The sequence below is a fragment of the Micromonospora sp. NPDC005174 genome (assembly GCF_040608495.1).
In the GTDB taxonomy this organism is placed as follows: Bacteria; Actinomycetota; Actinomycetes; order Mycobacteriales; family Micromonosporaceae; genus Micromonospora.
In genome coordinates this window covers 1-21,884 of the sequence record NZ_JBEXIJ010000056.1, presented here as the reverse complement: position 1 = coordinate 21,884, position 21,884 = coordinate 1, and the positions used below count along the sequence as shown (strand labels likewise).

The following is a 21,884-nucleotide window of genomic DNA, read 5'->3' as shown; positions in this document are numbered from 1 at the left end:
ACTCTCGGGGGTAGGGCTTGGGCACAGCGACATCCTTCCAGCTCGCCCACAGGGCAAGCCATCTCAGATGTCACCTATCGGTGCAGCAGACCCGTCGGCCACGTGCCGGTGTCGTAGTGCCCTTGTCGGCGAGCTACCTGCGACAACTCCCATGCCACCCGACACCAGGCGCTCGGGGCCTGCGGGGTAACCACTACGACTCCACTGCGGGGGCTCATCGATTCGGTGAGCGGCACCCCGATCGACCAGTGGGCGTGCCACCGGTCGTGGCTGAACCCGATGTGGCTGCGAGTGTGCCCGCATGGGCAGTCCGACAGGGGCACCTTGTCGCGGGTGATTGAACGGGCGGGCACGGTCGTGCAATAGCGGAGCCGTTCCCGCCGGCTGACTGGCGGCCGAGAGGGACCGGCATGGGGAGCCGGTTCGGGCAGCGGGCCGTTCTCGTACTCCCCCGGGTACGCCTGTCGCAGCAGCCGCGCCGTCGCTGTGGGCTCAGGCCGCACCCACACCCCATCGTCGACTGGGCGGGCGTTGGCGCGGAGGTTCCGGCCCTTGGCCTCGGTGCGTAGCAGATTGCTCAGCCGTGTTGGCGGGCAGTGGAAATCGACGCCGAGCAGGAGTTTCCGTTCGCCGGGGCGCAGCCACTTGTCGTAGGGGGGTTGCAGCTTGTCTGCGAGTTTGTGGAGTGGGCGTGTGTCGTTTCGCAGTTCAGCGGCGCGCAGCGCGCGCACGGCTTCGTCTGCGTCGCGGACGGGCACAAACAGGGTGACGTGGTGGTCGCCGCTGCCCCACGAGAATCCTTGGGTTTCCCCGTCGAGCCACGGTCGGGCGATGCCAGCGTGGATGCACCGGTCGGCTGCTTGCCGGAAGTCGTCGCCCAGCTGGCGTTCTTCGTACTGGCCGGATTCCATCCAGTTGTCGCGGTCGAGTTCGACGCGGGCGGTGAAGGTGCCGTAGTGAACCTTGATGCGGCGGCTGCGCCATGTCTCGGGGCGGTCGAGGATGGCGGCGACGCGGGTAGCCATGGAACCTCCTGCGTTACGGAACGGAGCAGTCTGCTCAGCGGGTGGTGTCGGACGGGCGGCCAGCATCGCCAGGGTTGACGGAGCGGCGCAGGTCGGCTTGCACGGTGCGGTAGATGTTCGGCGTGGGCATCGTGGGTGGCCTCCGTTCGTGTAGTGAGTACAACCGACTGATGCGCCAGCCGCCGTCGCGCTGCGCAGCCTTGTCGTCTACCTGACAGCCGGCAGGTTGGGCGTCGTGGGGGCGGCATCATGCCCCGGTGAGGATCGAAGAGTTGGGCGACGGGGCGTCTGTTGCCTCGGCTGTGATCGCGTTCGGTGCTGGTGTTCTGGCTTGGTTGGGGTGGAGAACGGCTGCCGGTGTACGCCGCGACCAGGCCGCCGCCGAGGAACGGCGCAGGCACCGGGAGATGCAGCCCGTGCTGGAAGTGACGCTCGGCACGAGGGGAACACCGGGCACGGGGTTGCTGGTGGTCAAGCTGGTTGGCCCGCGTGAGGTGGAGCGGTACGACTGGATTCAGTTGACCATCCGTGACGACGGCAAGAACCGCACCCCGCGCGGCGACGTCACCGCTGAGGCGATCCGCGAGCAGGTGTGGGGGCCGTACCGGCTACGCCCCGGCGTGGACGGTGCGGACCGGGAAGGGCGTGCCGCTCGGCAGGACGGTCGGGCAGTCACCGATTCGTGGCTGTTCACCGTCGACCGGTCAACCCCACCCCGCTGGTACGGCGGCGGGGATGCCGAGTGGCGGAAAGACTACGCGGGGAAGCCGATCCGGTTGCGGATCGAGGTCGGGTTGGGTGAGCGGTCGTGGTCGGAGCTGGTGGAGGTGCCCTCGGCGCGCGAGGTGTCACGGCAGGCCAGGTTCGCTGACTGACGGCCGGTACAGGTCGAGACGGTCGCAGCAGGGGTCGAAGCCGACGTGCCGGGACGGTGGGGAAAAAGAGTCATGGGGTGTTCCTCACCGCGCGGTGCGCTGACCAGGGATTCGATCGGCGAACGTGGCTGGCGGGGGTGGCGCGGTGCCCGGATGGGTGCCTGGTGGGGCTGCGAACGTCGCGGCAATGGTCGACGGTGGCCCCCGTTTACCCCCCGAAAACCCCTGCCAACAGCCGACTATCAGTGACAGGCGTTGGTAAGTCGATGATGGTGTCTGCACAGGTCAACGACGTACTTTGACGATCAATGGCAAGTTCGGAGACGTGACGCTCGGTAACCGTGTGTTGTCAACTCTAGTCAGCGTTGTGCATCCTCGGTCATGCCGATCCGTCGGGCTTTGCTGTTGGGGCGGTGATGGCGGCACGATGGTGGGCGTGTCTGCGGCTGTGTCGTCTCGCCCGTCTCCGCATGTTCTTGAGGCGGTGTTGGAGCGGCTGACCTACGTCAACGAGGAGACCGGGTACACCATCGCCCGGGTCGCGACCGGGCGTAGTTCGGATCTGTTGACGGTGGTTGGGGCGTTACTGGGGGCGCAGCCGGGGGAGAGTCTGCGGTTGCAGGGTTGGTGGACGTCGCATCCGCAGTACGGCCGGCAGTTCGAGGTCGTCTCGTACACCACGGTGCTGCCAGCGACTATCCAGGGGATTCGCCGCTACCTGGGTTCGGGTTTGATCAAGGGTATCGGGCCGGTGTTCGCTGAGCGGGTCGTGGAGTATTTCGGCTTGGACACGTTGCAGGTCATTGAGGATGAGCCGGGTCGGTTGGTGGAGGTGCCGGGGCTCGGTCCGAAACGCACGGCGAAGATCACCGCGGCGTGGGCGGAGCAGAAGGCCATCAAGGAGGTGATGGTGTTCCTGCAGGGTGTCGGGGTGTCCACGTCGATCGCGGTGCGGATCTACAAGAAGTACGGTGACGCCTCGATCGGCGTCGTGAAGAACGAGCCGTATCGGTTGGCCGCCGATGTGTGGGGGATCGGGTTCAAGACTGCTGACACGATCGCCCAGGCCGTTGGGATCCCGCATGACAGCCCGCAACGGGTCAAGGCAGGGTTGCAGTACACGTTGTCGCAGGCCACTGACAATGGCCACTGCTACCTACCCGCTCCGCACCTGGTCGCGGACGCGGTGAAGATGCTCGATGTGCCGGCCGAGCTGACCGTCCGCTGCCTCGATGACCTGGTTGGTGAGGAAGGCGTTGTCCGCGAGCTGCTACCCGGTGCGGATGGGCCGGTTGCGGCGATCTACCTGGTGCCGTTTCACCGAGCGGAACAGTCCCTGGCCGGTTCGGTGTTACGGCTGCTCGGCGGCACCGTGGACCGGATGGCGCAGTTCGGTGGCGTCGACTGGGATAAAGCACTGAGCTGGCTGAAGGCACGCACCGGCACCGACCTGGCGCCGGAGCAGGAACAGGCCGTCCGGTTGGCGCTGACGTCGAAGGTCGCCGTGCTTACCGGGGGGCCTGGCTGTGGTAAAAGCTTTACCGTCCGTTCTATCGTCGAACTCGCTGCCGCGAAGAAGGCGAAGATTCTGCTCGTCGCGCCGACCGGGCGGGCCGCGAAACGCCTCGCCGAGCTGACCGGTCAGCCGGCGGCGACGGTGCATCGGCTGTTGAGGCTGCAACCCGGTGGGGAGCCCACCTACGATCGGGACACACCCCTGGACGTTGATCTGCTGGTGGTGGATGAGGCGTCCATGCTCGATCTGATCCTGGCCAACAAGCTGATCAAGGCCGTTCCGCCCGGGGCGCATCTGCTGCTGGTCGGTGACGTCGACCAGCTCCCGTCCGTCGGCGCCGGGGAGGTGCTGCGGGACCTCCTCGCCGCCGACCCGGTTCCCCGGGTGCGGCTCACGCAGGTGTTCCGTCAGGCCGCCGACTCCGGTGTGGTCAGCAACGCCCACCGGATCAACGCCGGCCGGCCGCCGATCCTGCAGGGCATGAGTGACTTCTTCCTCTTCCCGAGCGACGACACCGAGGCTACCGCCGCGTTGACCGTCGATGTCGCGTGCACCCGCATCGCGAAACGCTTCGGACTCGATCCGCGCCGTGACGTGCAGGTCCTCGCTCCGATGCACCGCGGCCCCGCCGGAGCAGGTGCGTTGAACACTCTGTTGCAGCAGCAGCTCACTCCCGCGCGGGATGGCATGCCGGAACGCCGGGTCGGCGGACGAGTGTTCCGTATCGGCGACAAGGTCACCCAGGTCCGCAACAATTACGACAAAGGCCAAGCAGGGGTGTTCAACGGCACCGTCGGGGTCGTCACCGCCCTGTCCACCGACGAGCAGACCCTGACCGTGCGCACCGACGAAGACGAACTCATCGACTACGACTTCGACGAACTCGACGAACTGGCCCACGCCTACGCGATGACGATCCACCGCTCGCAGGGCTCCGAGTACCCGGCGGTGGTCATCCCGATCACGACGAGCGCCTGGATGATGCTGCAACGCAACCTGCTCTACACCGCCATCACGAGAGCGAAGAAACTCGTCGTCCTCGTCGGCTCCCGGCGGGCATTGGCCGCCGCCGTACGCACCGTCGGCGCCGGCCGCCGCCACACCGCCCTCACCCACCGACTCGACCCATAACAACAGGCACGACTCGCCCGCCACCCCGAGACCGTAATCTGCACTGGCAACTGCCCACTACCCGGCGTCGCTGGCGGCCGAGCCCATTCGAGTGACGGATGACTGCTGGGGCTGCTTCGGGCCACCCATGCTGCGCTCGCCCTGACGCGCCGACATCGCACGATCGGGATGGCTGTCGTTGGACACGGCCGGCGGCCGTACCCATGACACCGTCATGTACGCCACGGCCCCGGCCAGCAGACGCCAAGCGGCTACTACAAACTCGACCGCAAGGTCGGCGTCGTCGCCCGCTCGAGCGGTGAGATCGGCTGCTGCGCCGCCCGGGTGGCTGGGTCGGCGGGCAGTTCGCGGACGACATACCGGCAGGCAAAGGAGAGCTGAAGAGGGCACCGGTCGCCGCTTGGTGCTGGCGGGCTAAAGAGAAGCGTACGAACGATGCGTGCTACTCATAGCATGACGCCGTGGGGTCACGTCCGCGCTGGTGGTGTAAGAGACGGCCATCGCGGGATCCGGTTTGATGTTAGGCGGCGATCGGGCTGGGATCGGCGTGGTCGGTGTCGTGTTGGTCCGGCTCGACGATGACGAGGCGGGCTTTGGCGAGGATCTCCAGGCCCATGTAGCGGCGTCCCTCGGTCCATTCGTCGGTCTGCTCGGCGAGGACCGCGCCGACGAGGCGGATGATCGCCGCCCGGTTCGGGAAGATCCCGACGACGTCGGTGCGCCGGCGGATCTCCTTGTTGAGCCGTTCCTGCGGATTGTTCGACCAGATCTGGCGCCAGATCTCCCGCGGGAAGCTGGTGAAGGCCAAGAGGTCGTCGCGGGCGTTGGCGAGATGTTCAGCGGCGGCAGGGAACTTCGCCTCGATGGTGGTCACGACCCGGTCGAACTGGGCTCGGACGGCGTCGGCGTCGGGCTGGTCGAAGATCGTCCGAACAAGGGTGGCGATCCACGGCTGGGCCGACTTGGGCACCTTCGTGAGCAGGTTGCGCAGGTAGTGGGTGCGGCAGCGCTGCCACGACGCCCCCGGCAGGGCGGCGCCGATCGCGGCCACGAGACCACAGTGAGCATCGGAGATGACCAGTTGAACGCCGGACAGGCCGCGGGCGGTCAGCGACCGGAGAAACGCCAGCCAGCCGGCGCCGTCCTCGTCGGAGGCGACGTCCAGGCCGAGGACTTCACGTTGTCCGTCGGCGTTGACGCCGACAGCGACCAGGGCGTGGACGTTGACCGTGCGCCCGTGCTCGCGGACCTTCATCGTCAACGCGTCCATCCACACGAAGGTGTAGTGCGCGGCATCGAGAGGCCGGTTGCGAAACGCCTCGACCTGCGCGTCTAGGTGCGCGGCCATCTCTGACACCTGCGACTTGGACAGCTGCCGGACGCCGAGCTGCTCGACCAGTTTTTCCACCCGACGAGTCGAGACGCCGAGCAGATAGGAGGTCGCCACCACCGAGACCAGAGCTTGTTCGGCTCGCCGGCGGTGCGTCAGCAGCCAGTCCGGGAAGTAGCTGCCCTGCCGCAGTTTCGGCACCGCCAGGTCGATCGTCCCGGCACGGGTGTCCCACTCCCGCACCCGGTATCCGTTGCGGGAGTTGACCCGCTCGTCGCTGCGCTGCCCGTAGCCGGCGCCGCAAATCGCGTCGGCTTCGGCGGACATCACCGCCTGCGCGAACGTCTTGATCATCGCCTGCAACACGTCCGGCGACGCGCCCTCGATCTGCTCGCGCAGCAGGTCAACAGGGTTCACACTCTCAGATGCGGCCATCGCGTTCTCTCTTCCTTCTCTGACTTGGTCGTCTTGAAGGATCGACGCGATGGCCGTCTCTCATCTACGCAACACGCCCATCACGGGCAAGTCGTACACCACTCCCGTGGACGCAACCCGCCGTTGGTGGCAGCGGCAATCTGCCTTCTACCAGCACAAACGCCATCCCATCCCCTGTCGCACCCATGTTGGTGAAAGGGCAGCATGCGGCACAGCACTCACCAGAACCCCCGTTAACGCTAGCGAGTAGTGGATCAAACTATAGAGATCACAGAGACTCCATGTAAAGACATGATCACAGCACGTCACCACAAATAGCACTATTAGCACTCGAATCACCCACGTGCCTGACGATGGGTGACAGTAGCCCGGCCGCCAGCACATTGACACTTAAAGAGAGGGCTGCAGCTTCGGCGGCGGGCTTTTGAAAAGGGCGTTCGTCACCCGTGAAGCCGGCAGGCGGACGATGACGGAGCGCTCTCATCGCCTGCTCTCACCTGCCCTCGCCCGCGTCCGCCAGCGAAGATTCAGGAAGCGCTCACTCACCGGCCTCGCCGCAACGACCCTCCCTTGAGGGCGGCGCCCCGATCGTCGCAGCTTCGTTCATGGCCCTACGAGCTCGACCGCCCAACAGTCGCAGTCGAGCAGAGTCTTGCCATAAGTAACCTGCCAAAATAGGCGGCGGCCTTAAAGCTCACGCTTGCGTGATACAGCGGATATAGGGATCAGCCAAGTGATACTGATCACATCCGTTGCGGACCGTCAGCTCTGGATCACTCGCTGGTCAATCCACTAGCGTCGTAGTCATCACTTGAGGGGAGGTGATTTATATGTCGTACTCCAAGAAGTGGAACGTTGCCCGCACGGCGCGCAAGGTCCGCTCGGTCCTGTCGTTCGGTGAGAAGTGGTGAGCCACGCCCTAGGCGTTAGGTGAGCCAGGGAATGGGCTCGAGCCCGAAAGGTTTCGACACAACGGGCTCGAGCCCGTTCCACACAAGGGACGTCGGGGATATGAAGAATTGGCGCACTCTACTTAATGACATATCTGCTGCCGCCGCGTCGTCCGACGCGGATACACTTTCGGCCGCCATCACCGAATTGCCTCTAGCAGTAGCAAACGCGGCCGAAGTGGACCGTGACGAGCTAATGGCTGTCGCCGCTATGCATGAGCTGCCTTGGGTCAGGGTCGCTCTTCTGCGTGGTCTCGTGGCCCGTTGGCCCGACGGGTCGGACGTGCGTGAGGTCGTCGGCTGGTTGACCCACGACTTCGAGGACTTCGTCGCCTTTGAGGCGATCGATTTGGCCGGGAGAATGGGCCTCAAAGATGTGCTAGCTGACTTGCTGCTGATCGTTGGCAAGGCGAGCGAACGGATCGCGCACCGCGCTGGTAAGCCGGTCGGCATTGGGCATGCACTAGTTCTACGAACCGTTACCGCTATCGTCGGAAGCGATTCACCGGCTGCGGTGGCTGCGGTGGAGAAAGAGCTGTTCACAGCCGGTGTAGACGAGGATGAGTACCCACCGGTTCCGCCTCGGGACTCCACTGCTTCGGGCGTTCACACCCACGACGGAATGCGCCTAGTATCCGGGGGGCAGGTCCAGGCCGGACCGCCGCCCTCATTCGACACCACCGAACTGATCTTCGACTGGAACGATCCCTCAGAACCAGCATCGTGCGATGACTTCTGGCTCGATGTACTGCCAGTGAGCAATGCGGAGTACGACGCGTTCAGTCGCACCGAGAATGCTCACCGGCATAAGTTTTGCCATCCGGCAGAACCGAAAGAGAAAATTCATCTTCGGAACACGATGCTCGACCGGCGGAGCCAACCTGATCACCCGGTCACGGGGGTCGACTGGTTCGACGCTTACGCCTATGCGCGCTCCAAAGGGCAACGTCTGCCAAACGAAACAGAATGGCAGCGGGCGGCGCAGGGCGATGACCAGCGCGCCTACCCGTGGGGCGAACGGTTTGATCCGTTGCTTGCGCACTGCCTGCCCGGAGATTACCCACGGGACTGGCAGGGCGTGCAAGCGTGGCGCCGCTCTTTGCTTACCCTGATCGATCAGCCTCCTGCTGTCACAACGAGGCGCCGCGGCATCCCTGGAAGTGAAAGCCCATTTGGCATCTCGGACCTGTCCGGCGGAGTCTGGGAATGGACCAGCTCGGCATTCGCTGGTTCGCCGTTCAGTCCGACCGACAGTGACCGAGACGCTATCGACATCATTTACGATCAGCGTTCATACGCCGTGATCAAAGGTGGCACCTGGACGTCGCTCCCTGAGCAGGCCTCAGTCGCGTTCCGGGGCCGCGATCTCGCCTACGATCGTCATTTCGAGATTGGCTTCCGCTGTGCGTGCGACTGCGCGCAAGCAGCCCGTTGAGGGTCGCGGAGAGGTGGCGGCGCCTCGGTGTACCTGCCTGCCACTGGTGCCTCGCATCTGAGGAGGGAAACGCATGATCGACAGCGTGAGCTCGGCCGTCCCGGCGTCGACCGTTGTGATCGATGTCTTTGACGATGTGCCGACCCTGGATCCGCACCGAGGCGCGGAGAGTGCCTCGCGGCACCCGATCCTGAACGTCTACGAGAGCCTGCTGGGCCTCGACGCGACCGGGCGCCCCTTCCCTCGCCTCGCGGCTGCTCTTCCGCGAACGGAGCGCCGTGGTCACGAATGGGAGGTCCTTGTCCCGCTCCGGGATGATGTCCGCTTCCACGATGGCGCAGCGATGACCATCGACGACGTCGTCTATTCTTTGCGTCGTAGCATGATCACCTCTGACATGGCGGCCTCTCTGTGGGCCGATCCACTCCTCGGCGCACCCGTGTCGCGGGTGACCGAGGAGTCGGCAATCGAGATGGCACGGCGGGTAACGGCGGCATCTGCGGGCGTCCTGTTACGGATGCCCGCCCCTTTCTCGCCGCTGAACGCCTTGATCGTGCAGTGGGCGCTCGTCGTTCCCCAGGCATGGTGCGGGGACCAGGGAGAGTGGGATGGCGACCTGTCCAGTATTCCCCGGTTCCTGCGCCCCAGCTCCACGGCATTGGACAGCGAGTGCAACGGCACCGGCCCGTATCGCCTGGAGTCCTGGAACCGGGCGTCTCGCGAGCTGTCGTTCCGCCGAACCGAGTACGAGAGCGACACGGACGCCCCGGAGCGCATCGTGCTGCGGTCTGTCGACGACCGTACCGCTCGTGAGGGTGATCTTCTTGACGGCACATGCGACTTCTCCGTGTGCCAGCCGGAGTCCCGGGAACGGCTGGGCGACCTGAACGGCGTGGTGCTCGAGAAGTTGCCGGAGGAGTGGGGTGTCAACCCCATCGCGTTCATCAATCAGCGGCTCGACCCAGGGTGCGAGGCGGTCGGCTCGGGAAAGTGGGGCCCGGACGGGCTGCCGCCGGATGCCTTCTCGGACGTGCACCTGCGACGCATGCTGACTTTGTGTTTCGATCATGAGCGGTACGTCGCCGAGGCCCTCGACGGCGAATACCTGAACCATCGCGCCCCGTTCCCGGCGCCAGCGTTGCCCGCGGTCACGACACCGCTGCCCAAGTTGGACATTGAGGCGGCCCGAGCGGAATTCGAGCAGGCTTGGGATGGACAGGCCGCTCGTGAAGGCTGTCGGATCGTCATCTACACGCACACCGCTAACATCTCCCGGCAGATCGCGGCCGAACTGCTGGCCGATGGACTAAGAGCAGTGAGCTACCGCATCGTCGTCGAGATCATCAGTCTCGAGATCGGCCCGCTGATGGATGTGCTGTACGCGGGTGCCGGACCGGTGGTATGGATGGGCTGGGCAGGTGATTTCCTTCACCCTTACGCCTTCGCCTCCGCCCTCGTCGATGCCCGTGCGCCTCTGCCTGCTGCGCTCGGCATCGACGATCCTGTGGTAGCGCAGCTTGTCCGCTCCGCCCGCGGAGCCGTACAGGAGGACGAGATCGCCATCTACGAACGCCTCGCCGAACGGGTCGCGGACGAGGCGCTGTTTCTCGTCCCGCCGGGAAAGGTCAGCTACTTGACGTACTCCGACCGTTGGGAAGGGGTGCGCCTGAAAAACCACGTACCCAATGTCCTCGACTTCACCAGCTTCCGGCCACGAGCAACGAACCGATGAAGCTCGTTCAGACCTATCGCACGCTGGCGCGGAAGCCCTACTTCCGCCGGTATCTCTTCGGTGAGGCGGTGTCCAGCCTCGGCGACGCGATGAGCGACATCACCGTGGTTCTGCTCGCCTTGACACTGGCGAAGGGCAACGCTGCGGTGGCGGTCTCGTTGGCAACAGCGGCGTATCTGATCCCGGGAATCCTCACCGGTGTGTTTGCGGGACGACACCTTGGCAGGGTGAGCCCTCGGATGCTGCTCCTGATTGACAGCATGTGGCGCGGCTTCTGGCTCGGGCTCGCCGCGGCGATGGCCCTATTCGGAAGCCTGCAGCTGTGGATGTACGTTGCCTTGTTGGCTCTTGCATCACTGACCCGCCCTGCCAACGCGGCAGGAGCACGGGCACTACTGCCGCAGCTACTGGATCGATCCCACCTCTTCTCCGGCAACTCGTTGTTCCAGGGGACCATCCAGGTCGCGACGATGCTAGGCCCCGCCCTGGCCGGAGTGCTTGCCGGGACCGTCGGCGCGGGCGTCGCTCTGGCGGTCGACGCGCTGTCGTTCCTCGTCATGGTGGTCGTACTGTGCACCATGCCAGCGGCGATATCACCGGCGATCCGTCGAAAGCCGCAGGAAGCCCGGACCGAGCGGCCGGGCCGGTTTGTCGATTGGCTCTCCAGCCCTCAGCTTCGACCGGTGACCATCCTGTTCCTGATCACGGCGGCGATGACTGTTGCGTACGGCCCGGTGGTCGTCGGCCTGCCGATACTGATTGGCGACCGGGCCAGCGCCCTGCCAGTGGGCACCGAACTGGGCCTACTCTGGTCGTTGTTCGGCGTCGGCATGGTCGTCGGTGGTCTGATCGCCGGTAACATGCCGTCACTGGCAACGTCGCGAACGGCCGCGCTGCTCACCGCCGCGTGGGGCCTGACCGTCCTGGTCCTGGGTCTACCTGCGCCCGTTCTCGTCACCGCGGCCGCGATGCTTATCGGCGGATTCGCCTATGCGCCGTTCACCGCCATCGTCTATACGGTCATGCAGGAGAGGCTGCCGCAGGACCGGCTCGCCGAGGGCGCTGCCTACCTCAACTCACTGAAAAGCCTCACCACCCCCGGTGGCGTGTTGATCGCGGGCTTCGCCATAGCGGCATTGGGAGCCACCACCGCCATCATCACCGCAGGGGTGCTGCTGGTTGCGATTTGCCTATTCATTGCCGCACGCTCCGAGCGACCCATCAAGGAAGGGGTTATCGTTGACCGCCAGCTGGCATGAGCAGATCTTCTTGAACCAAGCGGTAAAACGGCTGGAGTCCGGTGTCGATCGCCCCCCGATGTTTGCAGCCTTGATGATCCCAGATGATGAGCCGTCGCAGGCGGACGAGCGGTACCACGACGGCGAAGCGGATCGATACGATAGCTATTCGCAGACGCCACGAATCGCGGTAGCAGAGCGGTGGATCCTATCCTGGATTAGCCGAACCGTTCCGAACGGCGTGATAGTGGATCTCGGCTGCGGCACCGGACGGATCGCACACGAACTCGCGAGCGTGGAGCGCCGGGTCATCGCCATCGACCGGTCGCAGCAGATGCTGGCTCAAGCCAGCGCCACCCTCCCAGCCGACTCCACGGCACTGCTGCGCTGCGACGCCCGGATGGTCCCGGTAGCGGACGGTAGCGTCGACGCGGTGGTGTGCTCCGGGGTGCTGCACCATATCCCGGACTGGCCGGACGCCATAAGGGAGATGTCCCGGATACTACGGCCGGGCGGCACGATGATCGTCCGGGAGCCGAATGCAGAATATCCGGAAGCGTTGTTCGCCCCGGTGGAACGGGCGATCGAGTCTGTGGTGAGAACCGCTTCACGGCGGCGGCACCCAGCGCAGGCAAGTGAGCCCGACCAATTCCAACCATCTCCGGTCGAACAACCCATCGTATTGGCAGAGGTCTCAAAAAGAGCGGCGGACTATGGACTGAAACCGACTTGGGAGGGCTCCGCCAAGTTCTTCGGCTCGCTGGGCATACCGGATGCCGTTCCACTTCAGCGAATGTACTTCGAGATCGCTAATTTGGTAGATAGGGCGATCCTACACTCCATAGGGCTGCGGCACGGCTCGCTCGCAATCGGAGTCTACGCCAAGAGCTTCTGACCCACGGGTCCTCAGCCCGACGCGCGCCAGACCTGTATCCGTTGTCGTGGTGGCCGGGAGCATGCTGGCCGTCGTGCCGGCTGTCCCAAAGCAACTACGCTCATGCCGGGCGGGTCTTCACGCCCACCATACCGCCTGCGCCAGGCAGAGGCGTGTTCCGAGATTGGCTTTGATCGTGTGGAGAACGCGCCCTTCGTCAGCGGGCGGTTTTTAAGAAACGTCTCGTAACTGGGTGAAGGCGTTCGCCCTGGCCGGATCGGTGGTCAGCCGGCGAGGATGATGTTGTTGGGGTTGGCGATGCCGGAAGCGGCGTCGGCCAATGTGTGGGCGGCGCGGCGGTAGTCGCGCAGGGTCCTGAAGCACCTCATCCTGGCCAGGGCGTGTTTGACTCCGGCTCGGACGGTGCGGTGTTCGACGTTGAGGGCTTGCTTCCAGGCGGGCAGGTCGCTGCCGTCGGTGGGCTTGCGGTACGGAATGATCACCTCGGGGTTGCCGCAGTAAGCGCGGCCTGCTGCCTGGCGAGGTTCTTTGCTCGGGTGGAGACCCGTCCGTACTCGACCAGGGCACCGATCAACGCGCTTCCGGGACACGCCTCCGCCGGTTGTCGAGGACCGCCGCTGGAATCCTGTACGCCAGCCGCTCGGACGGCTGAAACGCCTACTGCAGCCGCACCCGCCGGTGTGATGGCATAGGAAGCTCCCAGGCACAGAGACCTGCCAGATGCGTGCGACATTGGCGGGAAACGGGACCTGGTGGGGCCGCGCGAACGTCTTAGCGACGGTCAACGGTGCCCCCGTTTACCCCCCGAAAACTCCTGCCAAGTGTTGACTGTCAGTAGCAGGCATTGGCAAATTGGCGAGCGCGTCTAAGCAGGTCTGCGACGGGTTTTGACGATCAATGACAAGCTCGGAACCGTGACGCTCGGTAACCGTGTGTCGCAGGTTCGAATCCTGCCGGGGGCACCTCAAAGATCAGCCAGAACGCCGACTGAGCAGCGGATACATTCCTGCGTCCAGTGGTCGGCCTATGCAACCGGATGCCACCCAAAGCCGCCGTTTGCAGCCGTCCGTGCAGAGTGCGTGCAATGATCTTGAGCGGTTGAGCAGCTAGGTTTCCCCAGGTTAGACCTGCCACAACGCGGAAGGGCCGCAGCGTCAGCCGCGGCCTAATGCTCCGGTGCTCGCTCAGCGGGCGTTGCGGACGAGGGCGCGAGTGAGGAGGCCATCGTCTCGCTCGTCGTTCCACGTGATGACTTCCAAGCCGCCCAGTTCTGCTGGTGTTTCACGATTGTGCTGGCGAGCCTCCTCGGATAACGGAGCGTTGGTGACGAGGAGGTAACCGCCGTCGAAGCCGCTCCCGAGCATCTGGAGAGCCGCAGTTTCGATGTCCCGTAGGCCAAGGGCACCTCGACCTCGGTACTTAACCTGGACGTTGACCGTGCCGTTGGGAAGTCGAACGCGGGTGTCTACGCCGCGGTCCATATGCCCAGCCTCATGCCTCAGGGCGCCTAGACTGACGGTCCGGCTAAGCGCGCGCCGCACCTCCTGAAGATACAGCGACCAAGGCGGACGGATGCTTGTTGCACCAGGATCAATCGATCCAACAGCGTCAGCGACTGCCGCAGCAACTTCAGGGGACTCTCGCCGAGCATTGTCGATCGCCTGCACTGCACGTAGTCGGATGCGGGCCAGTTGAATCTGGTAATCGCCCCCGCCCAAGCTCCTCAGCGGTGTGCCCTGCAGGCCGAGGAGCAGCAGCACCACGCTTGCAACGAGCAAGAATGCCGTACCGGCCTGATTGTCCGAGACAAAAACGGCGTAACCTCCGAAAGCTCCAGCAGCGGTGCCCAAGCCAAGCGCGGTTGCTCTCGCCCAAGTGGCAAGTGGATCCGCGAGATCTTCCAACTCGACGTCATCATTTGCGGCAGGGGGCGGGTCTGCATTGGCTGCTGTCACAACCAATCACCGTATCGATGTTCAGCAAGCTGAGGTATCAGCTCAGCGCCGCTTCGATCCGCTCGTTCATCCGACTGCGGTCCCCGTCGAGGCACTTGGCATACACCTTGAGCAGCACATCCACTGAGTGGCCAGCCCGCGGCGCGACCTCTGGCGCCGGCAGTCCGGCGTTGAGCCAGAGCGATACTCCGGCGTGTCGCAGGTCGTACGGGCGGCCAGCCAGCGGAGAGGACACCCGATCCGGCGGCAGGCTCAACCGCCGCGCCTCCTCCCAGACCCGCGAGTACGTCGACGACGCCACCACATTGCCCCGGTCACTGCGGAACAACCGCCCATCAGCGGCCACCCCGAACCGATTGATGTGCGCCCGCATGATCGCCACCAGATCCGGCGGGATCGGCACCTCTCGCGCTTCCGTCTCACCCCGATGCTTGAGCCCGCGGTCGTCGTGCACCTCGCCGCTGTCGGTGTACCGCTTACCCGCTGCCGGGCGCGACTTCTCGACCGTCAGCAGGCCCCAGCCCGTCGCCGGAAGGTGGCAGTCGCGCTCCCGCAGGCCCAGCGCCTCACTCGGCCTCAGTGCCGCGAAGTAGAGGCAGGCGTAGAAGGCGACCAGGCGCTCACCGCGCCGGCCGTTCTTCCCGCGCTCACCGACGTATGTCACCCCGACCAGTAGCTCCCGCGCCTGGCGGATATTCACCACGACGCGTCGGTCCACCTCGCCGGCCATCTTCCGGCGGCTCGACCGCACCCGCAGTTTGTCGACCGGGTTGAAGTCCAACAGCTCCAGCTCGACCGCGTACTGAAGGACGTTGTAAAAGACCGAGCGCCGCCGCCTGGTCGTCGATGCCGCGGCCGGACGACCCTCCAACGTCAGTCCGAGCGCGTCCAACGCCGGCCGTACGACTGCGGCTTCCGCCAACGCCGACAGCGGCAGCGAAGCCCGGTCCAGCCACCGCAGAGCGGCGGCTACGTCCGTCGGCCGGTCGAGTTGTCGTGACGCGGGCGGGAACTCCCACTCCCGCAACGCCCGCCGCAGCACGCCCGGGCCAGGCCGCCCGGCCACCTCCCGGACCAGTGCGGCCGTTGCAGTCGCCAGTGCGTCCGTCGTGCTCTCCCGGGACTTGGCCGCCGCCCCCGGCCATTTCATGTCTATGTACCGGCGGACGAATCCGAGCCAGCTCACCGACTCCTTCGGCACCTCCATCGACTCGGGTAGTCCGGAGTCAGCGTCGAACGCCTCACCCCGGTTCGCCGCCTGCATCAGGTCAGACCGGAAGTTGTCCGCCAACGCCCGAGTGCCGAACGTCCGCGACTTCGGCCCCGTCCCCACCACCCATCGAACGGTGTACGACTTCTTGCGACTCGCCAGGGCGTTGACCTGGATTCCCCGGATCCGTACCTGGCGCGACTTCACGCCGCCTCCCGATGCTGTTCCAGCCAGGTCCGCAGGTCCCGCCGCTCGATGCGCAGCTCACCGTTGGGCAGCTTGATGCACTCCGGGGCGATGCCCAGCTCACGCCAGCGGTAGAAGGTCCGCCGAGAGACACCGTTGAGCACGGTGAGAACTTCCGGCACGGTCAGCAGCTCACTTTCCATGAGGGGTTCTGTCCTCCAGGCGATCAGGCAGCAGGGGAGAGGGAGTCCGCGATTGCTGACGCGGCCGCGGCTGTTCGTAGCCGTGCGGTGTGGAGGTCTGTGCGCCATCGGATGCGGGCGGATACCGCGCGCAGGAGCCGGTGCTCCAGGGGCGGCACGTCGGGATCCTCTGGCCGGGCGAGTTCGAACCGGTACCGCTTGGATCCGTCCGCGTCGTCGGCCGCCTGGTCGTGCTCCTCCGTGTCGGCCATGCCACCGGCGAGGATGGCGCGTACCCATGCCCGGTTGTCGGCGCGGTGATTGGCGAGGGTCTTGCCGGACCATTGGCGGGAGACGAGGACGCGGCGGCCGGTGAAGCCGAGGGTGGAGCGTTGGTGGACCTTCCCGGTGCATCGGCCCGGGGTCAAGCCGGCCTTGACGCCGTCCGGCTGAACGCCGTAGAGCAGCCAGTTCGCGCACGTCGGCGAACACGGCAGCACCGACAGCTCCGCGTGCAGACGGTCGAAGTGCGCCTTCTGCGGGTCCGACCGCGGCTTGGCCTGGTCGGTCAGACCCTTCGTGACGTACTTGGTCACGTACCGGATCGACCGTTCCGCGTCGCGGGTGCCTTGGTCGATGCCACGGGCGTCGATACGACCGAGGCGGGCGACGTAGGCGGGCCGGCTGTCGGGCTCCTCCAGGGCGTCGAGGGCTTCACCCCAGGTGGGCAGCGGCTCACGGGTCTTCGGGTCGACGTATGCCTGTCGGTCGACGTCCCAGACCGGCGGCTTGTCCACCCGATAGACCGGCTCGTTGAACGGTGGCCACCACACCTGGTGATAGGTGGCGGCGGCGATCTGCTTGAGCAGCCGACGCGGCAGGGTGCCCCGGATGGCGAAGTGCGCGTGCGGGGCGAGCCGGCGTTGCAGCTCGACCGCGCCGGCATATTGGACGTTCCAGCCGGCGGCGCGGCGGACGTTCTGCCACCACCGGTCGAGGACCCGGGCGAAATGGATCGCGTCCAGGGCCGCCCGCCGGTAGTCGTAGCCGGCCGGGTCGACAGGGGTGCCGAGCACGTCGTCGTGCGGCCCGTGCCGGATGCCGCATTCACACGGCGCGACGTAGGCGCCGCGTCGGAGGTGGGAGTGCACCGGCCCATGCGAGTCGAGCGTCAGCGTGACCAGCATCGACGGCCGGTAGGTCCTGCCCGTCCGACCCGAGTAGGCCCGGCCCACCGTGCGGGAGTCGACCGGCAGCCGGGGCAGGTCCGGGGAGTCTTGCCGCCGGCGGGTGGAGCGCTTGCGGCGGGGCCGCTCGTCGCGTTCCTTTGGCGTCAGGTGGCCGCGCAGGCTCGTTTCGGCGAGGGCTTCGTCCAGCTCAGCAATCGCGGCGTCGATCTCGGCTACCTGCGCGGCGCGCTCGTCGGGGGTCATCGGTTGGTACTGGACGGCTTCGCGTTCGAACTCCAGATGCGCCCGCACCCGCACCAGGGCGAGCACGTCCTCACCGGGCTTGTCGGGTCGAACGGCCGGTTCGTCGGCCAGGTGCCAGCCCTCCCGGATCTGCTGGATGCGCAGCCGCCGGCCTTTCTCCGCGCAGGGCTTGCACTTCACGGCCAGGGTCGCCCCGCAGGGCACTTCTACGACCTCGGTCCGGCCGGTGGCGGTGTCGGTGCGGCGCAGCGCGAGAGGGCGGACGCAGACGCCGTGCGACTCGGCGAGTTGCTTGAGCGCGTCCTTGGCGAGGGGCTTGCGCATCCGGTCGGCCCGCGACCCGAGCCGCGGCTGCGCTTCTGACTGAGTCTCGGGAATGAGGGGGAGTTGGGTCACTGGTCACGCTCCGTGCCGTACGGGGTGCCGTTGCGGGCCGTGAACGCCGCTGCGGGCACGGGCACCAGGCCGGGCCGCTGCACCGCCACAGCCGTGGGCCGGGCCGGTTCGACGGTGATCGCCTGGTCCTCGTCGACGGTGTCGACCACGATGGGCCGGTGGTCGTTGATCGGGTCGTAGCCGGGCGGCACCTCGCCCTGGTCGCCGGCCGGCTGGTCGACGGGCGCCGGGGTGGCGGAGAAGACGAGCTTGGACAGGCCAAGGAAGGCCAGCGCGGGAACGGCCGACAGCAGCCACCCGGACGGGCTTGGCCTCGCCACCGCGAGTTGCGCGGCGAGGGAGAGGGCGACGGCGCAGACGAGCAGGAATAACGGGTACCCGACCGGGCCGCCGGTGCGGCGGCGTCGCCGGATGGTCAGCAGCGCCGCGAAGGGGAGTAGTTCGGAGATCGCGGCGTTGGCCCAGCCGAACCAGTCCCCGGTACCGGCTGGCGAGTTGTTCATGGTCCAGTCGTGGACGTGGGTAAAGGAGGCGGCGCCGGCCAAGCCGCCGACGGTGAGGACGATGAGCACCAGGGCGAGTCCTTCGGCGCGTTCGGTGCCGGGCTTCACGGCGTCACCTCCTGGTCGGTGTCGTCGCAGAGGCGGCGGTAGTCGCGGCCGAGTTGGCGGATGTCGTCGTCGGTGAGGTAGGCGAACCGCACCCGGACGGGTTCACGGACGCCGTCTAGGACCACGAACCCCACCCCCGGCGACGACTCCGGGATGCGGTCGCAGAGCGCTCCCCGGTCGCGGGCGGCGTCGCCGAGGACCATGTCCACCTGCTCCGGCTCGGTCAGCCGCAGCCCAATGCGGGTCGGAAACAGGTCCCGGAAGGGCAGCACGTCCTTACGCGGGTCCTGCAACGCCGCCACCACGTGCACCCCGACCGCGCGGCCCTGCGACAGCAGCAGGCCGAGGGCCTCCTTGATCCGGTCGCGGACCTTCCGATCGGTGATGTACGCAGTCAGCGCCGCCAGCTCGTCGACGACCAGGACCAGCAACGGCTCCTCCACGGTCGGCGTGTGTTGGCGGGTGACCCCGCGCAGTCGGGCCGCGCGAAGGCGCATCCGCTTCACGGCCTCGTCGAGGACGCCGGCCATGCCGTCGGGGTCGTCGTAGGAGAACCGGGCGAACAGCGGCACCCCCGCCGCCAACTCCATGCCACCCTTAGGGTCGAACGCCCACACCTCGACAAGCCCGGAGCGGATGCCGCCTGCCAGGGAGCGGATCAGGGACCACAGCACCGACCCCTTGCCAGCACCGGTCGCGCCCGCGATGAGGACGTGTGAACCGGTCAGCCGCAACCGGTACGCCTGCCCGTCTTCCCGGACGCCGAGCGGCAGCCCGTCCAGGTCCGGAACGTCGCCCACCGGTAGCGGCGCCACGATGCCGGCAAGCGGGTCGCGGCGCATCAAGCGGACCATCACCCGATCCGGCCGGTCCGTCGAGCGGGCCTGACCGGTGGGCAGGCGGAACGCGTAAGCGAGGCGTTCCGCGGCCTGCCCCCAGTCGTCGGGAATCTGGCCCGGCAGCATCCGCACGGTCAGCTCATCGCCGTAGCGGTCGCAGCGCACCCGCAGCAGCCGAGGCACATACCGGTCACCGCCGAATACCGTCGCCAGCCCGCAGGTGGCCATGACCGACGCCCACCGAGGTCGGTAGACCACCAGGGCGCGGACCCGAGCAACGAGCGGGTACCAGCCGAATCGCAGCCACGACGACGGGTGCCACCGCCACCAGACCACACAACCGACGGCAACCACCGCGACGACGCCGGCCAAGACGAGGCCACCGAACTCGACCCGCACCCACAGCGCGAGGCCCGCAGGCACGGTGATCCACCAGTAGCGGACCGCCAGCACGGCGAGACGGAACAGACCCCGACCCAGCCACCAAAACACCAGCAGCCAGCCCGGAACCCGCCACGCGGGAAGACGCACGTTCATCGGCGCCACGGGGATCTTGTCCCCCGGAATGATGTTGATCAGAGGCACAGGTCACCGCCCCGACCTGGACGGCCACGGCCCAGCGTCGAGACGCAGGACGGGCACGACAGCCGGCGCAGGTCAAACCGGCGCGGCTTCACCCACCGGCAGCAACGCGGGCAACGGATCGCCGAGACCGAGCCGAGAGCCGGCGGCAGCCGCAGCGCCGAACGGACCGCCGCTTCCACCTCCCGGTAGGCGTGCCGCAGCCCGGCCAGGTGGGGGCGGAAGACCATCAGCAGCGCGCCGACCAGCAATGGCAGGGCAATGATCAGGGCAGGGTGAACTACGGTGGGCATCACGCCCTCCTTCATCAGACGAGGGATGGGAAAGCGCGGGAGCGGGCCGGGACTCTTGGCGGGGAAACGACCCGCCCCGCGCGCCAAACAGCGACCGATCAGGCAGCCACCGAACCCGGCATCACCGAGGTCGGACGAATAGCGCTAGCCCGCAGCGAGTACGCCATCCGGGAGCGGCAGTCACCCGAAGACCGGCCCGGCTTGCACCGCTGCGAATCCACGTACGGAGTGAGGGTCAAACCCTCGAACTCCACGGCCGGCGGGTAACCCGGCACCGTCGACGGCGGCGGCACCGGCTGCTGCGGCGCGACCACCTTCACCTTCACCTCAGTCGACCGGCCGAACTTCCCGGCCTCCGGGTCCAGGTCCATCACCCGCACCACCCACACCCGCTCGCCGGTCTCCTTGTCCCGGGCCTGGTTATCCGCCTCACCACGCCGCTCAAAATCGATCTGCGGCGAAACGCCGAGGCATAGCGCCCCAGCGGGAAAGACGTACTCGGACGGGACCGGCACCTTCAACGTCATCGGAACCACTACAAACCTCCATTGGCTCAACAACTCAACCAGTTGACTTGTTAAGTCGCATCAAAGGTAGGCGCGGCTCACTTGACTTGTCAAGTGAAGTATTTACCTGAATTAGTCGAGCGGGTACACGTCTTCGAGATCGTGCCGACGGACCGGGAGGAGAAGATCCACCGCCAGCAACGGCTTGCCCGTCCGATCACAGACGGAGAGGAGCACTGTCAGCACCGGCTCGTCTTCACCGACCTGCAAGAGCTGCGCCTCGTCGGCGTCGGGGAGGCGGGCCGAGATTCGCTCGCTGACATGGTCGAAGCGCACCCGCTTTCGAGATGCCACGTGCCGCAACAGCCCTTCGGGCAGAACGTCGGCACTGCCCACCCCTGTTCCGTTGGCCAGATCGGGTCGCAGGTAGGCCGTGCCAAGCTCGACTGGGCCGAGACCATCGATGGCAATAACGCGGCGACGCGCGACGACCGGCGTGCCGGGCTCCAAGTCCAGGGCTACAGCCGCACGGGGAGGGGCGGACACCTCGCCGGCAGCGAGCAGGGTGGAACCCACACGCTCGTCGTCTTCCAACGCTCCGTAACGCCGGTCTCTCTGGCGTTGATTGGCGCTAGGGGGTCGCCCGAGGACAAAGCGGCCTTTGCCCTGCCGGCTATCGATCCAGCCGTCCTGTCGCAGCAAATCCAAGGCTCGGACGACGACCGGTCGGGAGGCACCAAACTCGCGGACCATCTCGGTCTCGCTGGGCAGCATCGAGCCTGGCGGGTACGTGCCGTCCTGGATGCGTTGCTGCACCGCATTGACGATCACGACGTACTTCGGCGGCGCAACTTCGATCGGCACCGTTCCACCCCAGACGACAACTCAGCTTGTCAACAGGCTATCTGTGCTGCTCAGGTTCTGTCCATCGCCCCGCATTGGCCATCCGGCTCGGCCTCGGGGTGAAGTTGCTCTGCCACTGACTCAGAGCGCGTTTGGTTTGTGGGTTGGGCGGGTGTGTCGCACAGCCGGTGCGATCGATGAGGGTGATTCGGTCGGTAGACGGGTATGGATCGAGTGCGGCGGTACCCCTCTGACCTGACCGACGCCGAGTGGGAGATCATCGAGC

Annotated in this window: 18 protein-coding genes and 1 tRNA gene; 7 read left to right on the top strand and 12 right to left on the bottom strand. The window is 66.4% G+C overall.

Annotated elements, in window-relative coordinates:
- Positions 1-74 precede the first annotated feature (74 nt).
- Positions 75-1,025 carry a hypothetical protein gene (locus ABZU91_RS32340; protein ID WP_355248973.1) on the bottom strand — a complete coding sequence of 317 codons (951 nt, stop codon included), beginning with the start codon at positions 1,023-1,025 and terminating at the stop codon, positions 75-77.
- Positions 1,026-1,282: 257 nt separating this feature from the next.
- Here ABZU91_RS32340 and ABZU91_RS32335 point away from each other — a divergent pair, with 257 nt between their 5' ends.
- Both ABZU91_RS32335 and ABZU91_RS32330 read left to right on the top strand, forming a co-directional pair.
- The gene (locus ABZU91_RS32335; protein WP_355248970.1) at positions 1,283-1,900 is read left to right on the top strand and encodes a hypothetical protein; all 618 of its coding nucleotides are present in this window, start codon (positions 1,283-1,285) and stop codon (positions 1,898-1,900) included.
- A 427-nt stretch (positions 1,901-2,327) separates the two neighbouring features.
- A complete protein-coding gene (locus ABZU91_RS32330; protein WP_355248975.1) occupies positions 2,328-4,547 on the top strand; it encodes an ATP-dependent RecD-like DNA helicase in 2,220 nt (739 codons plus the stop codon).
- 520 nt (positions 4,548-5,067) lie between these two features.
- Here ABZU91_RS32330 and ABZU91_RS32325 read toward each other — a convergent pair.
- Entirely contained in the window at positions 5,068-6,312 is a 1,245-nt protein-coding gene (locus tag ABZU91_RS32325) for an IS256 family transposase (RefSeq protein WP_355248967.1), read from the bottom strand.
- Between the two features lie 1,011 nt (positions 6,313-7,323).
- On the opposite strand from ABZU91_RS32325, the gene ABZU91_RS32320 reads away from it, so the two are divergent.
- The 4 genes from ABZU91_RS32320 (at position 7,324) to ABZU91_RS32305 (ending at position 12,562) form a co-directional block, all read left to right on the top strand.
- On the top strand, positions 7,324-8,697 hold the full coding sequence (locus tag ABZU91_RS32320; protein ID WP_355248964.1) for a formylglycine-generating enzyme family protein: 1,374 nt from the start codon (positions 7,324-7,326) through the stop codon (positions 8,695-8,697).
- A gap of 73 nt (positions 8,698-8,770) precedes the next feature.
- Positions 8,771-10,429: an ABC transporter substrate-binding protein gene (locus ABZU91_RS32315; RefSeq protein ID WP_355248961.1), complete on the top strand. Its 1,659-nt coding sequence runs from the start codon at positions 8,771-8,773 to the stop codon at positions 10,427-10,429.
- Entirely contained in the window at positions 10,426-11,688 is a 1,263-nt protein-coding gene (locus tag ABZU91_RS32310) for an MFS transporter (RefSeq protein ID WP_355248959.1), read from the top strand. The genes ABZU91_RS32315 and ABZU91_RS32310 overlap by 4 nt, the downstream gene beginning before the upstream one ends.
- Positions 11,669-12,562, top strand: a complete 894-nt coding sequence (locus ABZU91_RS32305) for a class I SAM-dependent methyltransferase (protein WP_355248956.1) — start codon at positions 11,669-11,671, stop codon at positions 12,560-12,562. Before ABZU91_RS32310 ends, ABZU91_RS32305 begins: the two co-directional genes overlap by 20 nt.
- Before the next feature lie 263 nt (positions 12,563-12,825).
- Here the strand turns inward: ABZU91_RS32305 and ABZU91_RS32300 are convergent, their stop codons facing one another.
- Entirely contained in the window at positions 12,826-13,044 is a 219-nt protein-coding gene (locus ABZU91_RS32300; RefSeq protein ID WP_355248953.1) for a hypothetical protein, read from the bottom strand.
- Positions 13,045-13,408: 364 nt separating this feature from the next.
- Here ABZU91_RS32300 and ABZU91_RS32295 point away from each other — a divergent pair.
- Positions 13,409-13,521 (top strand) — tRNA-OTHER (locus ABZU91_RS32295).
- A gap of 225 nt (positions 13,522-13,746) precedes the next feature.
- Here the strand turns inward: ABZU91_RS32295 and ABZU91_RS32290 are convergent.
- From ABZU91_RS32290 to ABZU91_RS32250, 9 genes are all read right to left on the bottom strand, one after another.
- Positions 13,747-14,517 carry a hypothetical protein gene (locus tag ABZU91_RS32290; protein WP_355248950.1) on the bottom strand — a complete coding sequence of 257 codons (771 nt, stop codon included), beginning with the start codon at positions 14,515-14,517 and terminating at the stop codon, positions 13,747-13,749.
- 37 nt (positions 14,518-14,554) lie between these two features.
- Positions 14,555-15,934 (bottom strand): site-specific integrase, encoded by a 1,380-nt coding sequence (locus ABZU91_RS32285; RefSeq protein ID WP_355248947.1) that lies wholly within the window; start codon positions 15,932-15,934, stop codon positions 14,555-14,557.
- Complete coding sequence (locus tag ABZU91_RS32280) at positions 15,931-16,116, bottom strand: helix-turn-helix domain-containing protein (protein ID WP_355248944.1); 186 nt, start codon at positions 16,114-16,116, stop codon at positions 15,931-15,933. The genes ABZU91_RS32285 and ABZU91_RS32280 overlap by 4 nt, the downstream gene beginning before the upstream one ends.
- A gap of 23 nt (positions 16,117-16,139) precedes the next feature.
- A complete protein-coding gene (locus tag ABZU91_RS32275) occupies positions 16,140-17,852 on the bottom strand; it encodes a replication initiator (protein ID WP_355248941.1) in 1,713 nt (570 codons plus the stop codon).
- A 68-nt stretch (positions 17,853-17,920) separates the two neighbouring features.
- Positions 17,921-18,535, bottom strand: a complete 615-nt coding sequence (locus ABZU91_RS32270) for a DUF2637 domain-containing protein (RefSeq protein WP_355248939.1) — start codon at positions 18,533-18,535, stop codon at positions 17,921-17,923.
- Entirely contained in the window at positions 18,532-19,911 is a 1,380-nt protein-coding gene (locus ABZU91_RS32265) for an FtsK/SpoIIIE domain-containing protein (RefSeq protein ID WP_355248936.1), read from the bottom strand. The genes ABZU91_RS32270 and ABZU91_RS32265 overlap by 4 nt, the downstream gene beginning before the upstream one ends.
- A gap of 38 nt (positions 19,912-19,949) precedes the next feature.
- The gene (locus ABZU91_RS32260; protein ID WP_355248933.1) at positions 19,950-20,249 is read right to left on the bottom strand and encodes a hypothetical protein; all 300 of its coding nucleotides are present in this window, start codon (positions 20,247-20,249) and stop codon (positions 19,950-19,952) included.
- 98 nt (positions 20,250-20,347) lie between these two features.
- Positions 20,348-20,776 (bottom strand): hypothetical protein, encoded by a 429-nt coding sequence (locus ABZU91_RS32255; RefSeq protein WP_355248930.1) that lies wholly within the window; start codon positions 20,774-20,776, stop codon positions 20,348-20,350.
- 111 nt (positions 20,777-20,887) lie between these two features.
- A complete protein-coding gene (locus tag ABZU91_RS32250; protein ID WP_355248927.1) occupies positions 20,888-21,619 on the bottom strand; it encodes a GntR family transcriptional regulator in 732 nt (243 codons plus the stop codon).
- Positions 21,620-21,884 lie beyond the last annotated feature (265 nt).